Origin of the sequence: Bifidobacterium sp. ESL0690, assembly GCF_029392315.1 — a bacterium.
In the GTDB taxonomy this organism is placed as follows: domain Bacteria; phylum Actinomycetota; class Actinomycetes; order Actinomycetales; family Bifidobacteriaceae; genus Bifidobacterium.
Genome location: NZ_CP113939.1, coordinates 2,126,629 through 2,142,462, shown reverse-complemented (window position 1 = coordinate 2,142,462; position 15,834 = coordinate 2,126,629). Strand labels below are relative to the sequence as shown.

General features: G+C 57.2%; 11 protein-coding genes and 1 pseudogene. 8 read left to right on the top strand and 4 right to left on the bottom strand.

Features of this window, described 5'->3' with window-relative positions:
• The first annotated feature begins 249 nt into the window (after positions 1-249).
• Complete coding sequence (locus tag OZX62_RS08380) at positions 250-828, top strand: LemA family protein (protein ID WP_277175740.1); 579 nt, start codon at positions 250-252, stop codon at positions 826-828.
• 211 nt (positions 829-1,039) lie between these two features.
• Here OZX62_RS08380 and OZX62_RS08375 read toward each other — a convergent pair whose 3' ends face one another.
• Entirely contained in the window at positions 1,040-2,680 is a 1,641-nt protein-coding gene (locus OZX62_RS08375; protein WP_277175739.1) for a nitrate/sulfonate/bicarbonate ABC transporter ATP-binding protein, read from the bottom strand.
• Between the two features lie 58 nt (positions 2,681-2,738).
• The gene (locus tag OZX62_RS08370; protein ID WP_348519293.1) at positions 2,739-4,502 is read right to left on the bottom strand and encodes an ABC transporter permease subunit; all 1,764 of its coding nucleotides are present in this window, start codon (positions 4,500-4,502) and stop codon (positions 2,739-2,741) included.
• On the opposite strand from OZX62_RS08370, the gene OZX62_RS08365 reads away from it, so the two are divergent.
• The 6 genes from OZX62_RS08365 to OZX62_RS08340 all read left to right on the top strand — a co-directional run bounded on the left by OZX62_RS08365 (position 4,501) and on the right by OZX62_RS08340 (position 10,741).
• Positions 4,501-4,728, top strand: a complete 228-nt coding sequence (locus tag OZX62_RS08365; RefSeq protein ID WP_277175738.1) for a hypothetical protein — start codon at positions 4,501-4,503, stop codon at positions 4,726-4,728. The two genes, OZX62_RS08370 and OZX62_RS08365, sit on opposite strands and share 2 nt — an antisense overlap.
• Before the next feature lie 535 nt (positions 4,729-5,263).
• Positions 5,264-6,871 carry a DUF2207 domain-containing protein gene (locus OZX62_RS08360; protein ID WP_277175737.1) on the top strand — a complete coding sequence of 536 codons (1,608 nt, stop codon included), beginning with the start codon at positions 5,264-5,266 and terminating at the stop codon, positions 6,869-6,871.
• A 371-nt stretch (positions 6,872-7,242) separates the two neighbouring features.
• A complete protein-coding gene (rplS, locus tag OZX62_RS08355; RefSeq protein WP_277158126.1) occupies positions 7,243-7,611 on the top strand; it encodes a 50S ribosomal protein L19 in 369 nt (122 codons plus the stop codon).
• A 195-nt stretch (positions 7,612-7,806) separates the two neighbouring features.
• Entirely contained in the window at positions 7,807-8,562 is a 756-nt protein-coding gene (lepB, locus tag OZX62_RS08350; protein ID WP_277175736.1) for a signal peptidase I, read from the top strand.
• 154 nt (positions 8,563-8,716) lie between these two features.
• Complete coding sequence (locus tag OZX62_RS08345) at positions 8,717-9,469, top strand: ribonuclease HII (protein ID WP_277175735.1); 753 nt, start codon at positions 8,717-8,719, stop codon at positions 9,467-9,469.
• Between the two features lie 156 nt (positions 9,470-9,625).
• The gene (locus OZX62_RS08340; RefSeq protein WP_277175734.1) at positions 9,626-10,741 is read left to right on the top strand and encodes a LacI family DNA-binding transcriptional regulator; all 1,116 of its coding nucleotides are present in this window, start codon (positions 9,626-9,628) and stop codon (positions 10,739-10,741) included.
• A gap of 11 nt (positions 10,742-10,752) precedes the next feature.
• On the opposite strand, the gene OZX62_RS08335 is transcribed toward OZX62_RS08340, so the two are convergent.
• Complete coding sequence (locus OZX62_RS08335; protein WP_277175733.1) at positions 10,753-11,721, bottom strand: helix-turn-helix domain-containing protein; 969 nt, start codon at positions 11,719-11,721, stop codon at positions 10,753-10,755.
• A 149-nt stretch (positions 11,722-11,870) separates the two neighbouring features.
• Positions 11,871-14,300 (bottom strand): annotated as a pseudogene (locus OZX62_RS08330) (DUF6020 family protein); the annotation flags it as partial.
• A gap of 220 nt (positions 14,301-14,520) precedes the next feature.
• Here OZX62_RS08330 and OZX62_RS08325 point away from each other — a divergent pair.
• A complete protein-coding gene (locus tag OZX62_RS08325) occupies positions 14,521-15,663 on the top strand; it encodes a biotin--acetyl-CoA-carboxylase ligase (RefSeq protein ID WP_277175732.1) in 1,143 nt (380 codons plus the stop codon).
• Positions 15,664-15,834: the final 171 nt, after the last annotated feature.

Here is a 15,834-nt window from a genome sequence, read left to right as displayed (position 1 = left end):
TATTGCCCCCCTGCTGTCCTAACTAGTGGGAAATGCATCTTTAACGACTCTTTTTAGTGCTTTTCTCACAGGTTTCGTGCGAACTGTTGTTAGCTGAGTGGGCAGCGATGCTTGCTGTCATGAGATGTCAAATCTCAGTATCGTGTGAGTGTGGAATAATAACGTTTAACCGACCGGAATCGGGCGAATCGTACAAAATGGGTCTAAGAAACCTCGATTTCGGATGAGCCCAAGTAAGAAGAGAAAATAATGAGTGTAACTACAACCGTATTGCTGGTCATATTGGCCATCGTCGTCATCATTGTGGTGTGGGGCGTGGTGGCGTATAACCATCTGGTCACGCTGCGCAACCGTGTGCAGAACGGTTTCTCGCAGATTGACGTGCAGCTCAAGCGGCGCACCGACCTGGTGCCGAATCTGGTCGAAACCGTCAAAGGATACGCGACCCACGAATCGCAGGTCTTCCAGAATGTGACCGAAGCTCGCGCCGAAGCCGTCAAGGCGGCTGGCAGCAGTTCCGCCACGACGGCAGATCGCGCCCAGGCCGAATCGACTCTGAGCAACGCTTTGATGGCACTGCAAGCCACTGCCGAAGCCTATCCTGATCTCAAGGCCAACCAGAACTTCCTGCAGCTGCAAGAGCAGCTTTCCGATCTCGAACAGAAAATCGCCTACGCCCGTCAGTTCTACAACGACGTCGTCCAGAAGCTCAACACCAGCATTGAAACCTTCCCGTCGAATATCATCGCCGGTATGTTCCACTTCAATCAAGCCCAGTATTTCCAGGTTCCCGAGGCCGAAAAGCAGGTCCCGCAGGTCAAGTTCTGAAAAAGCCGCAACTATACGGCTTTATAAGGTGAAACGTCGAAAGAGAGCTGTTTGTAATGAGAGATTCTATGGTGTCGTCTGTCCGTCGGCGAACCATGGTGTCGGCGGTAATCGCTGCGTTGGTGGTTGCCGCGATTACCGGTTTGGTGCTTTTCTCATTGGCTTTGTCCGATTAATGAAACGTGACTAATATCTGGCGACTACAGACGGCCTACTTATTGGCCTCGTCGAGGGTGAGCTGATCGTCGTCGGCGTCGTAGTCGAAAAGTTCGCCGTAGCGGCCCCAGGTCACGGCAATGTCGAACTGCTGCTGCGCCTCTTCGTCAGTGTGCTGGCTGCGCAAGAGGTCGAGGATGAGCTCGCCGCGCAGACCGCGGTCCGGGTGGTTGCGCAGCGCCCGGTCGATGGTGCGCACCAGCGGGGCGTGGTCCATGATGAGCTGGGCGAAGAGCTTCTTGGCTTCCAATACGTCGGCATGGCACCAGCGGTCACCTTCGCGGGTGATGGTGCAGTGGCCGTTGTTGACGGTCAAAAGTCCCAGCATCGTGCCGGCGTCGATGAGCGGGAAGAGGTCATCGACTTCGAAGGAAAGGTCGGCCGCGAGGTCTGCCAGATCCACGCCTCCCTCGTAATTCGACACAACGTCGAGCAAACCGGCAAGTCCACCGGGGGTGGCGTTCGGGAGCAGTTCGGTGCGTGCGTTGTTGTCTTTGACCTTGGTATCGTTCTCGTGCGCTGCCAGCTTTTCGTTGGCTTTGGCCTGTGCTGCGGCATGGTCATTGGCCGTGCCGGATGTCTGACCGGAACCTATGCCGTTGCCTTGGTTATCGCTTGATTTGCTCGAATTGGCCGATTTATTGCCGTTATCGGATTTGGATGACGATGACTGGGTTGTCGGGTTCTGTGCGGCATCCGAAGTCGCACCCGCAGCATTTTCGGCCTTCTTCTGGGCAATTTGCCGGCTACGTTGCGACTCCTGACCGGTCAGGATGGCGTAGAGCTTGTCGACCATCGCCTCGAACTCGGGGGAGTGCTTGTCGCGCGGACGCGGCAGGTTGACCGGCACCTGTGCGATCAGGTGGCCGGGGTGTGAGCCCAAGACGACAACTCGATCGGCCATCTGCACTGCCTCTTCGATGTTATGAGTAACGATCAAAATGGACTTCATGCCGCTCTGGTTGTTGTTCCAAAGATTCAAGACTTCCTGACGCAGGTTCTCTGCGGTCAAGACGTCCAAGGCGCTGAACGGCTCGTCCATAAACAGGGCGTCCGGGCGCAGCACGAGCGCACGGGCGATGCCGATGCGCTGCTTCATGCCGCCGGAAAGTTCCTTCGGGTAGGCGGATTCGAAGCCGTCCAGGCCGATGGCATCGATGGCTTCGAGCGCGCGCTTGTGACGCTCCTCGCGCGGCACCCCGCGTGCCTCGAGTCCAAGCTCGACGTTGTCTTCGACGGTGAGCCATGGCATCAGCGCGAAGGTCTGGAAGACGAGCGCGACCCCGGGGTTCGGCCCGTCCAGCTCCTTGCCTCGATAAGAGACCTTTCCGCTGGTCGGCTGGATGAGCCCGGCAAGAATGCGCAGGAAAGTCGACTTGCCTGCGCCGCTGCGCCCGAGGATGGCGACGATTTCGCCTTCGTGCAGGTTGAAGGAGATGTCGTCGAGGACGGTGGTTTCGTTGCCTTTTTCGGAGGTGAAGCTCTGGCTGATGTGGCTGGCCTCGATGACGGTGTGGGTGCCGTTGGCATCGAGGTCGGCGTACTTCGGATTGTGGCGGCTATGGGTGCGGGTTGCGGTTGCGGTTCCGGTTTCCGTGCCGCTGGCGACGGTCTTGTAGAGTTTGTTGAAGTTCATCGTGACTTCCTTTAATTAAGTATTGATATATTCCGATATTGATAGATGATGATGGGTTTCATCCGACGACGAAACGACGGTCGGCGAGACGTTGCAGCGGGTTCCAGAAGAGACGGTTGACGGCGACCACGAAGATGGCCATGACGGCCACGCCGATGATGGTCTTCATGCCCTCAGCATGCGCGGTGGCTTCGGCGATATATGAACCGAGGCCTTTGGCGACGAGTGTATGCCGTCCGTAGCTGACGATTTCCGAAACGATGGAAGCGTTCCATGCCCCGCCCGCAGCGGTGATGCCGCCGGTGACCCAGGAGCCGAAGACTGCCGGTAGGATGAGCGTCTTCCATTTCATCCATCCGGTGATGTGGAAGTTCTTGGTCATTTCGATGAGGTCGTCGGGGATGGCGGATGCGCCGGCGATGACGTTGAAGAGGATGTACCATTGCGTTCCCAGCGCCATCAGGAGGATTGAGCCCCAGTTGATGTCGACGCCGCAGGCGACGAAGACCATGACCACGAACGGGAAGATGAAGTTGGCCGGGAAGCTTGCCAGCACCTGCACCAGTGGCTGGACGAGGCGTGAGATCTTCGGGTTCATGCCGATGATGGCGCCGAGCGGCACCCAGATTACCGAGCAGACCACGGTCAGCAATGCCACACGGAGGAAGGTGATGCCACCGAGACCGAAGGCCGTGCCGAGTTCGCCCAGGCCGGTGGTCTTCATGATGGTGACAATGAGTTCTGCGGCTCCGGCGATGACGGCAACGCCTACGATGACACCGAAAACGACATCACCGGCGCGGCGACGGCCGGGCTTGGCGCCCCACTTCGAACCGGTTTGGCCGAGCGGACGGGTGATCCAGTTGAGGAATTCGCCAACGGGCCGGAAGATGCGGGCGACGAAATCATCGATATGTGACTGGCGAATCAGCGTCAAGACCGCGCTGCGCTTGGGTTCCGAGGACTCGCTTTGCGTGATGCGGAACTTTTCGGCCCATGCGGTTAACGGCTTCCAAACCAACACATCGATGGCGAGCACGACGATGACCATGGTCAGGATGGCCCAGCCGATTTTGCCGGGATTTTCCTCCGCGGCCGCAGCTTCGACGTAGCTGCCGATGCCGGGCAGTGCGTACGTCTTGTTGTTGACGGAAATCATCTCGGAGGCGGTCAGGAAGAACCAGCCGCCGCCGACGCTCATCATCATGTTCCACAAGAGCGGAATCATGGAGTTCGGCACGTCGAGCACCCAGAAGCGCTGCCAGTGCGAAAGCCGTAGGTTGCGTGCCGCCTCGTCGAGCTCCTTGGGTTCGCTTTTGAGCGACCGGTAGAACGAGAAGGTCATGTTCCATGCCTGCGAGGTGAAGATGGCGAAAATCGAGGCGGCCTCGACGCCCATCATAGAGCCGGGGAAAAGTGCGAGCCAGATGGTCACGGTCGCCGAAAGGAAGCCCAAAATCGGTACAGACTGCAGGATGTCGAGTAGCGGGATGAGCACCTTGCCGAGCCTGCGCGAGCGTGCCGCGGCCAGTCCGTAGACGAAGGTGAACACCAGCGAGAAGAACAGCGCTATGGTCATGCGGAAGACCGAGCGCAGCGCGTAGTAAGGCAGGTTGCGCGGGTCGGTGGAGACGGTGGAGGGGATGCCTTTCGGCCCCACCGGCGCGTTGATGGCGGGCAGAACCCAGGCGATCAGGCCGAAGATGGCGAGGATGCCGACGGCCACCACGCAGTCCGAGACCACGCGCTTGGTGAAGCTGGTGTCCCGGCCGGCGTCCGATGTCGCCGGTGCGCGGTTGAAGTTGAAGGAGAAGTTGGTCATGATGATTCCTCATGAACGGCGTATCTTGACGCTCGCGAATTTTCAGGGCAAGTTTCGCTGCGGTTGCGGCGTGTATCGGGCTCGGCTGTTGGACTTCAGCTTGGTGCTGGGCCATGGAGTTCATATTGCGAGCAACAGCAGCCGTGCATCAGAAATGTACGATTCCTGCAATGCCGACCTCGATTTTGGCCAGTCAGGTGCAGACTATGAATTGCGAATCGTATAGCCTTGATGCGTGGGCACCGATATATCTGCGGGTTTGCGGCACGTTAGGATACGTTGAATTGAATTTAAAATGGGAATCTCGAAATCGGAGTCATCTGCATGCCGGAAGAATCGTTTCACATCGTCTTACGCTCGTAGCGTGACGGGCCAGAAAGCGAAGGTGGAATTTACATCCAGCGCCGAGTCATCGTGTCGAGATGAGGTTGCGCACAGCTGCACAAATGATGCAGATCGTTGATACTACTAGGAAGATCGTCAGCCATGATCCCCACCCCCTTCGACTCGGTGTGCCAAGCACAGGAATTATTACCGCCTCTAAAATAAGGGCGTTGCGGCCGTTTGTCAACTTGGTTTGTTTCCGGCGGGTGTCTTCTTATCTTTATTGATTTGGCTATCGCGCTTTCAGGTATTTTGCGTCGTTGAAAGGTTATTGGTGTTGCTTTTCGGACATTGCTGAACGGCCACCACGTAGTTGGCCGACAGGCTGGGTAATCTAGGTAATTTAGTTGGATAAATATTTTTCGCAAGGAGCAATCATGAAGCCGTTGAACCTGAAGCGAGTCCTGAACGCCCTTCTCGTCTCCTTTGCATTCACCTTGGTGTTCACCGTCTTCCTCGTCGCTTTCTACGCTTTAGTGGGAAGTTCTGACGACGACGCGTCGAGCAGCGATGCGATGGTTTACGTTGAACAGGATCGCAACCAGTTCCTTGTGATTCTCGGACTGTATACGCTCGTGGCGCTCGGCGTGGTCATCGTCACGAATCTGGCGGCGCGCCTTCCCGGCGATATCGATTACTTCCGTGACACGCCCGCGATGAGTCCGGCTTGCGCCACGTTCCTCAACAATATCGTCGATCCGGCTCCTGAAGGATTCTCGACACTGGATGATGTCGCGGTGTCGTCCATGGCCGCCACGTTGCTCGCCTTGCAGGAGAGGAACATCATCGCCATCTACCCGGGGGCCGTCGCCGATTACGCGGGTTTTGACCTGCGTCGTCCCGATGACGCCGGTTTGCAGGGTCGCGCACGTGAGGTCGCCGAAGCGCAACGTTCGGTTGCTGCCGCGCAAGTTGCCGCCGGAACCGCAGCCGAGACGACAAACGAAAGCAATACTGAACTATCCTCACGTCGTGCTCGTGCTCGCGCCCATCACAAGCGTCCCGCACCGATGGCCGGCGTGCGGGGCATACTGTTGTGGAACACGCCGCTGGGCCCGGGTCTGCGCATGAATCGCAATGGGCAGGATTCGCGGCGTGATGTCAGCCAGAAGTCGGGCCTCGTGAGCACGATTTCCCTGTTGCCCGTGGCGTTCGAAAATCCGCGGACGTCGAGCGATCTGGCCGGCCTTTCGCCCAGCGAGCAGGCCTTCCTCGAGTTTCTGAAGGATTTTTCGCATTGGCAGGGGAGCACCGTCTTCGATCTGAACCAGCTTCGCGCCGCCTGCGCCGCCGAGGATGAGGCGTTGGCGGAAAAGAAAAGTCAGGAGGAAGACGACAACCGCAAGCTGAGGGTGTCGAAAGGGTTGGAAGCGCCGGTCTCCCTCGATGGCCTGTTCCGCGGTTATGCTCCCCAAGCCCGCTTTTTCCGCCGGATGCGCGATGAAGCGAAGAAGCCGAAGCTGGTCGACTATCAAATGGGTATCCTTCTTTTCCTGCTCTCTGCCGCGTTTCTGGCCTTCTTGATCGGTTGGAGGCCTTTTACGGATTTGTGGGACCGCCATAATGGCTATACCGCGATTGAGTTGGGGGCGTTGGGTATTTTCATCGGTATCGCCACGCTGTTTTGCACGCAGCCCTACGCGTTGACCGCGGAAGGCAAACGTGCAGTGATTCAACTGTTGGGTCTTAAAAAATACCTCCGGGATTTCAGCGATTTCAAATCCCGCGGCGCCGATGCCGTCGAGGTGTGGGGACAGTACCTCGTCTATGCCACCGCGCTTGGGCTGAGCAGGCAGACGTGCCGCCAGCTTTCGGTCTATGTTTATTATCCCGCGGCGATGGAAGCCTACAATTATTACAATTACGATTACGAAGGCATGGTCACCGGCGGGTCCTCGAATTCAGGCGGCTCCGAGACTTCCGGCGCAGCATCCGGCAAGGTGGCGGACAGCCCGTTCTTCCATATGACGTCTGACCTCGGTTGAGAAGCGTGGCGCAGCCATTGTGTCCGATTGTCTTCTGTCCATAACTATGGTCATGCATCAACTCTTATCCTCATTTATCCTTTCCTGCCCTTGTCTGTATTCATTTCTTGTTTTCTGTCTCCGTATTTCGCTAAAATAAAAGTTTGTTATGCCAAGAGGCGGGCTGCCGCATGGGTCCGCTTCTTCATTGGGTTCAGCCTTGTGGCCGCGTCTGTTGGTTCCGACGTCCCCGCAATGGCGAATCGGCAACATTTCGCCGGGTTTCGGCGGAATACGATAGTGGGCGCGTTCGGCTCCATCAGCCGCTGGGCACGAAAGTGCGGCGCCGCCCCTGACATGTACGCTGATATGCGGCAGCGACAGGTGAAACAATGGTTAACGCTATTGAGGCATTTGATGCCAAGCACATGAAGTCCTCGGACTCGATTCCGGAGTTCCGTCCCGGCGACACCGTCGAGGTCAACGTCAAGATTCAGGAAGGCAACAACTCCCGTCTTCAGGCGTTCACCGGCGTGGTGATCGCGCGTTCGGGCGCGGGCCTGCGCGAGACGTTCATCGTCCGCAAGGTCAGCTTCGGTTGTGGCGTAGAACGTCGCTTCCCGCTGCACTCCCCGTCGATCGATTCCATCAAGGTACTGCGTCACGGCCGCGTTCGTCGTGCCAAGCTCTACTACCTGCGTGCCCTGCGTGGCAAGGCCGCTCGTATCACCGAGCGTCAGGACAACAGCGCCAAGGCGTGAATGCAGGCCTAAAGGCTATGTGCTATGCGGCAGTCGGGATTCAATTCCGGCCGCCGTTTTGCTTTATTCGGTGATTCGGTCGCATATGTCGTAATGCATGACATTCCTGTACGGTGCTGCATACTATGATGGTTTTCGGTTATCGTTGGATTGTCGTTTGGGGCGGCAGGGATATGAACATGGCGGGAGGCCCGGATGGTGGGAGACGATACGCGCGACGATGAACGGCGCGAGACGGATTCGCATATCATCGAGGTCGCGGATTACGGGGTAAGCCAAGAGCCCAAGCCGCGCAATCTCTACGCCAATCCGGAACATGCCGACCCGGAATCACAAGGCTATACATTCCATGATCTTTTGAGCTTTGTGGTGCCGTTTGCGGTGTTTGTGCTGGTCTTGGTGCTGCTGCGGGTATTTGTCATCGGCGTTTACGAGATTCCTTCCGGCTCCATGGAAGACACCATCCAAATCGGCGATCGCCTGGTCACCAATCGTCTCGCTCGGCCGATGAACAAACTCAAGCGTGGCGACGTCATCGTTTTCAAGGATCCGGCGCACTGGCTTGCCGGCACCGACAACCACGGCTCCGACGACCTCATCAAACGGCTGATCGGCATGCCCGGTGACGTGGTGGCATGCAAAGGCAGCGGTTCCCCGGTCACCGTCAACGGCGTGGCGATCGACGAGACCTCGTATATCAAGCCCGGCACCGAGCCGAGCAATTTCGCGTTCAAGACCAAGGTGACTGCCGGCAACGTTTTCGTGATGGGTGATAACCGTGCCAATTCGGCCGATTCGCGCTACCATGCCGACGACGGCAATGGCGGGCTGGTGCCGATGGCCAACATCAGCGGGGTTGCGATGTTCACTTTTTGGCCGTTCAGCCATTTCAAGGCTATCAAGTCGTATCGCGAGGTTTTCTCCGCCGTCCCGGGTGTGCCGAAATCGTAGGATTATAAACGGCTGGCATTGGTTTCGTTGCTTCGTAAAGGTGCTTCTTAAAGTTGCTCCATAATAGTGTATTACGTTACGGATATTTGAGATGATTCAGGCATGATGGAGTATCCTCGTTTTAGTAATGGAAAATCGCTGAAAGGCAACGTATATGGGCGTCAAAGCGACTCCGGAATTTCAAAGCGCGGTTACTGAGAGGCAAAGCCGTGCCGTTCGCCATTTCGTCGCGCCGACTCTGGATTTGGAACGCGAGCTGGCAGGTCAGGGTTTCGATTTGATTGTCGGATTTGACGAAGTGGGGCGTGGTGCGCTCGCCGGGCCGGTGATGGTGGGGGCGGCCGCAGTATGGGCCCGCGATCTGGAAGGGCTCGACGTGCCTGACGGCGTGGCCGATTCCAAACTGCTGACGGAACACAAGCGCGAGGCTATGTTCGAGAGTCTGCGTTCGTGGTGCACGGCCAGTGCGGTCGGGCAGGCCAGCAACAAGGAAATCGACGAGTGGGGTATTTCCTACGCTTTGGGCATCGCGGCCCTGCGCGCGGTCAATGAGGTCGAGCGTGAACTCAAAATCGACTCCGGTCAGCTTCGCGTCGGTGCGATTTTGGATGGACCGAATGACTATATTTCCAAGGCTGCTGGGACGTTTGACGCGCCTGCTGTTTCCATTCTGCCGAACGTGACTACCAAGGTGAAGGCCGACCAGAGCTGCGCGCTCGTTTCCACGGCCTCCGTCATCGCCAAAGTGACGCGAGACCGGCTGATGGTCGCACTGGCGCAAGGCAACCCGAACTACGCGCCTTACCAATGGCAACACAACAAGGGCTACGGATCCGCCGCCCACCGTGCCGCCATCGCCAAGTACGGTCCGACCCCGTTGCATCGCGTCAGCTGGCACTTGGTCTAAGTGCTTCTGTCCCGTTGATTCAATGTCTAAAGGCTTGGAACAGAACATGCGAAGTGAGTTGAAACCTCCCCGATAGGCAAGGTCGAGTAGACTTGTGAGCGTTCACTATGGAGTGTGTTTCGCGTAACGCACGCGAGCTGGCAAGAGGAGGCAGGAATGAGCGCTCAACGCAATTCGGGCAAGCGGCCGTCAATGTTCGAAGTAGCCAAAATGGCGGGGGTCAGCCACCAGACGGTTTCGCGCGTCATCAACCATTCCTCCGAAGTCTCCGATGCGACGCGCACCCGCGTCCAGCATGCCATCGACGTGCTCGGCTATCGCCCCAGCAATTCCGCGAGAACACTGGCTTCTCACCGTTCGCGCACCATCGGGCTGATCGCCGGGGGTCTCAATTTTCTCGGTCCGATTTCGGCGATCGGTGCCATCGAAACCATTGTGCGCCGTCATGGCCTTTTCCTCATGGTCTCCATGGTGCACGAGGCGCGCTGCACGCAAAGCGAGTTCGAGAACCTCTGCCGTACCTTCGAAGAGCAGAACGTCGACGCTTTCATCTTCCTGACCCCGACGGATATCATGTTTTCGGCGGCCTGCCGCACCAAACTTCCCGAGCCGCGCGTCCTGATTACCTCCACACACGGCAATCTTTCGATGAGCCGGGCGGGCGGGCTGATGGATGCCGAAGGCCGCGGTCGCACGGCTTTGGTCGGTATCGATCAGTGGGGTGCGATGCATGAGGTGGCGCGTCTGATTGCCCGGTTCGGTCACCGTTCCGCGCTTTATTTCGTCGGTCCGGTGCAATGGCGCGATGCCGTGACTCGTTTGCTCGGTTGGCGCAAAGCGGCCAAGCAATATCACATCGACTCGCGCGAGATACAGTGCAATTCCTGGGATTCCTCCGAGGCCTACGCGCGTATGAACCACGAGTTGGAAAGTCTCGGTTCGGCCGGAGCGGAGAAGCCCACCGTCATCGTCACCGCCAACGATGCACAGGCAATCGGCGTGACCCGTGCCCTGCATGAGCACGGTTTTCGCATTCCGCAGGACGTCAGCGTGGTCGGTTTCGACGATATGACCGGTGTCAACGATATGTGGCCGCCGCTGACGACGGTGCGTCCCGATTTCGAGGGGCTTGGCACAGCTTCGATGCGCGAGACCTTGCGGTTGCTCGGAGAGGGGCTCGAGACCACGTTCGCAGCCAACGCTCACGGTGCCGGCCTTATTCCCGCCGAAGTCATCCAACGCCATTCGTTGGGTCCGGTTCCGCGGCTTTAAATATACAGATTTCAGGAGTTAAGGTGGCTTTCGGCGTCGCGGATGGCGCCGATGGTGATGGCGGTGCGCAGCACGTAGGCATCGCGCGGGTCATTGGCGTCCCAGCCGGTGGCATCGGCGGCGCGCTTGATGCGGTAGCGCACGGTGTTCGGATGCACGTTCAAGGCTTTGCCCGTGGCATCGAGCGATCCGCCGTAGGTGAGGAACGCGGAAACGGTCTGAAGTGTCGGGTCGTTTTCGTTCTCGCTTTTGAGGCTCTGATAGACGGTCTGATAAAGCTCATCGATGGCATCGATGTCGCCGACCAGCGCGCGTTCGGGCAGCATGTCCGCCGCTCTGGCAGGCCTGGGCAGCGGGTGAATCGCCGGAATCACATGGAACGCGGAAAGCACAGCGCCCAATGTCCGCGCGGCTCCGGTTACGTTGCGCCGAGTAGGCCCGAGGCACATGGGTTGTTGCGCGTCGAACGCCTTCATCACCGCTGTGCAAGTTACTTCCGGCGTTGCCGCGCTTTGGACCACGACAAGGCTGATCGTCAATCCGTTGCTGCGCCCGACCAGGCAAAATTGGCTGCCGAGGTCGTGGGCGCCTTTGACGATGATGGATTTCGCCGTTTCAAAAGTGAGTGCAGCAGCGCCCCCGATGGCGAAGCAGCTGAATGTTTCCGGCCAGCCCAGCACGTGCAGCAGCGAAACGACGCGTTTGTCGTGGATCCCATTGGCCAGACACTCGAAGGCGATGGACTCAAGGTTTTCTTGGCTGCCTAGTTTTTCGAAGATTTTCGTCTGTTCGGCGTCTTTTTTGTTGTCGTGTGTATCGGCGATGACGGTGATGCGCCGTGTCTGGTTTTCGCCATCGGCAAGTCTTTGATCACTTGTTTTTTCTTGGTGCGCGATATCGGCCGCCCCTTCGGCAAGGCTCAGAAAATCGGCCTGCTGTGCCGATTCCATGCCTTTGTTGTCGTTGTCGTGCATGCTCATACTTATGATTCTAGTCCAGCGACTTCGCGGCTACCAGTGACACCGGTATTCGGTTGATCGGAGAAGCTGAAAGCCGTTTGCCTGTCTGTTTTATCTGTATCGCTCAACTTACCCGAGGAACCGCCGGCCCTACGCAAGCGTGCCTGCGTGCGCTGCGTCCGCGAGTCCTGCCAGAAGGTCAGGAGCACAAAGCCCAGCACGAAGACCAGCGGAAGCATATGACGTTCGAAATTATTGGCCGGCGAGGTGACCATGACTCCCATCAGAAGCAGCAGCGGGAGGTGCGTGGCCAGCGTTTTCCAGCGGCGCAGAATGACTTCGGCCGCGCCCAAAAGCAGCGTGATGATGACGTAGGTATTGCCGTGGATGAGCCAGCCGAACAAGGGTTTCGAACTCCAGTTTTCCACGAAAGTGGTGATGGATTTTCGCCAGTCGGCGCACCAGTTTCCGATCCAATCGGTGAAATTCCCGTTGCCTGCGTAAACGACGTAATAGGTCATGTCGATATACGGCGGATCCATGATGTCGAAATAACCGTAGCTTTTGGCCAGCAAAGCGTCTAGCGAGATGCGCGGATTGGCTTTGACTATTTCAAGCCATGCGGAGTTGAAATTTTTCATGTCCGTTTTGGTAACGGTACGCCAGCGGTAGCTGACACGTTTCGTTTGGATTCCCGATGATTTCACCGGGTCGGCGTCTTGCTGGGAGTAAGCTTCGGCCATTTGGTCGAGGTTGAAAATCGATGAGAGCTTGTTTCTGGCGTCCTGCGGGATTCCATTTGGGTTGAGAACGGCGACACGGGCGATTTGCTGCAGTTGCACGCCGTGGCTTTCGATGGGGTCGCCGTTGATGATGGCTCCGTCGCGAGTGGCCAGACCGACTGCCCCCTCAAAGAGGATGACCGGCAGCAGCATGCCGATAATGTAGGTTTTCCAACGTTTGTGGTCTGCGAGTATGGCTATCAAAAGCTCGAAAAGGATGATATACAGTGCGTATTTCGCCGAAATCATCATCACGACGGTCGAAAGAAGGAGCGCGATGAATGTGCGTTTGCGCAGGTGCAGGACGATCCTGTCATAGGAAGGGACGGAGCCGTGGTTCGCGGTTGCGGTGGTGTTGCTGTCGCTGTACTTCTTTATGCCATTGTCAGATTCAGTGTCTAATTTTTGCGTTGTGTGTGATGTTGTTGATTTCTTACGTAATGATTGTTGCCGCAGTTTCGCGGTGCAAAGCACTTCGTAGCCCACGCCAAACCACCAGACGAACGCGAAGGCGAACAACGGTGATTTCGTCAGGCTTATCGTCGAAAACAGGACCAGCGGGCAGACCAGAAACAGCAGCATGATGAAGAAACGGGGGAGAGGGCCGACGAATCTCGCAGCGTCGGCTTTCTGCGACGCTGAGGCGGGAAGGTCCTTTTTCGGCGTCGGGGCTGAGAGGAATTCGATGAGCTTTCTGCGCGGCTTGAGCCAGGGGTGATTGAAGAAGCGGTTTGCGGTGGCGGCAAGGCAGAAAGCGGCGAACAGCAGCTGGCCGGCAGCGAGCACGGCGATGCCCCAGTCGTTGGCACCGGTGAAATAGCGCGAAATCGTTCCCGCACCGCCGTAGATGAGCGTGAGCACGATGTTGTGTTGGTCGGTCAAATAGGTCGGTTTGCTCGGCCACAGATAATGTGCGGTGGGGTAGATATCCATCGGAACGAACGAGAAGAAGCCAATATAAGGCTGTTTCAGGCCGGTCCATTGGTTCCAGGCCCAGCTGAACTCGCGGAACTGGCTGCGAATGTCCGCGCCGAACGCGGCCACCAGTGTGATCGGGATCCAGAGCCAACCGACGATGAGGATAAGCGCGATTTTCCACCATTTATCGGTGATGGCCATGATGCCGCGATGTGCCCCGGAACGGATGCTCGAAGCGATGCGCCGTAAGCGTTGCCAGATTCTGGTGCGCAGCCAGATCCTGTTGTCTAATTTTGCATTGTTTTCGGTAGAAGTCTGGCTGAATGACGCACCAGCAGAGGAAGTATCTGGTTTGTTGGTGTTCCTGGTTTTCTTATTTGCGCTTACCGTCCTACGGGTTCGCCGATGCTCGTGCCAAGTCCTGTATTTTGCTCGAATGCCGAAATCATAGGGGATCAGCAACTGTCCGCGCCCGAAACGGACGAGTTCGATGATGACAAGCAGACAGACGGCGAACGTAAAAGCGAAGATGGCCGCGTTGTTCCATGAAAACGCTCGGATTGTGGCAACCGCGGGATTGAACTCGTATTGCCGGTAGAGCGGCCCCAACGAAGTGCACAGTGCGATCCACAAGCACGCTGCCACCGCCAGCGTCCAGCGCAGGAACGCGAAAAACTTGCTGAAATGCGTTGGCGCTGCGGACCTCGTTAAAGTGTCTTTATTATTAATGCCATTAGCTGAGGAATTACTGGTTTCGCTATTGGCGCTCGTGGTGGCAATGGTTATCTCGGTTGTTGAAAGTACGCCGCCAGATAACCGTTCATCCCTTTCCGTCCCCTGCGGATACGCTTCGCCGTCATTTTGGCGGCTGGTTTCGTCCGCAGGATTGGGATTGCTCATAACGGGCATTCTATCGTCTTCTATCAACCTCGCCCGTGTCGTCCGCCGAACGATTTGTAGGAAACGACAAAGTTTGACGAGGAGTCAAATAGGTTGATTCCGCACTAGTCCCCAGATAGGTTTTGGGGAATGTCAATATTTCGCCATTCTTAAAAACCTATCTGCCGAGTTGTGCGAAAAGACAAAGCGAAACGGCGAAGTTACGCATACAGTGGGGTGTATGGATAACGAGACTGATTCCCCAATCGCGCAGCGCGTCAAGCAAATCGAAAAGCAATATGCCGATTTCGCCAAGAAGGTCGGAGCAAGCAAGCCACAGATGCCGGAAACCGCTGGAGCCGTGGACGAGTTGATGGCGTTTGCCACGCTCGATTCCACCAATATTCTGGCGCGAAAGATGCTGGCAGAGGGGGAGTTGGGCGTTATTGATGCGGCAGGCAAACCCCGAATGGCTGCGATGTGCGCCGATGCACAGACCGCGGGCCACGGGCGCCTCGGCCGGCAATGGAGCGACAAGGCCGGCGGTGCTTCGTTCCTTGTTACTTATATCACCGCGTTGCCGAAACGTCTGGTGACCGATTCACATTACAATGGCTGGTTCACAATTATCGCCGGGCTTGCCGCGCTTGACGCTTTGAACGACGCTCTGGCAAAGTGCGGTGCCAAGCCGCTTGATCCCGAGCATGGTCTCGAGCTCAAGTGGCCGAACGACATTTTCTACAACGGTCACAAACTTGGAGGCATCTTGGCCGAACTGGTCCAGTTGCCGGAAGGTTTGAACCGTCTGGCAGTACCGCAATCCCAGCTTTCTTCGCTACTTCAGGAACAACGTGGCGACGGAAAGATTACGCCGGCAGCTTCGGTGCCTAATCCCGATAACACCGCCAATTCGTCTGATACTGTTTTGCAAAGCAACGATGCGGAGTCTTTCGCAGGAAATGCTGAAGAAAATTCCGATGACACCGGCAAACCAGCCGTCGGCGTGATGTTCGGTATCGGTATCAACCTCGACCTTGCCGCAGAAAGTCTGCCGACCCCGATTTCCACTTCCCTTCAGTTGCTTTATGCTCCATTGCCTGATCCGCCGACGATGCGCGACATGGTCGCCGCACGCCTGGCCATGGCGTTGAAGCGCCGTCTTGCCTCTCTCGTCGCCGATCCGGAAACCGAACTTCCGAAATTGCTGGAAGAGACGCGAGCCAAATGCTGGACGTTGGGTCGCCAGGTCGAGGCGAAATTCACCGACGGCTCGACGCTCGCCGGCCAGGCCATATCGCTCAATTCCGATGCCTCGCTGACGATTCAGGACGCGCACGGCGCCCCTCACGTCGTCAAAACCGGAGACGTTGGAGTCTTGGCCTGAGCCAAAGATCATCTTCATTTTTCACTGTGAGGCGAATGGTTACTGGGAAATAGGCACTGTCGGGACGTTGTTACCTAAGGCTAAGGCAAATCTGCGCGATATGGTCGAATATTTTTCCCGGCTTTCGGGATTTGTGCAAACCTACAAAAGCGGTCGGGCGATTTTGTCGAT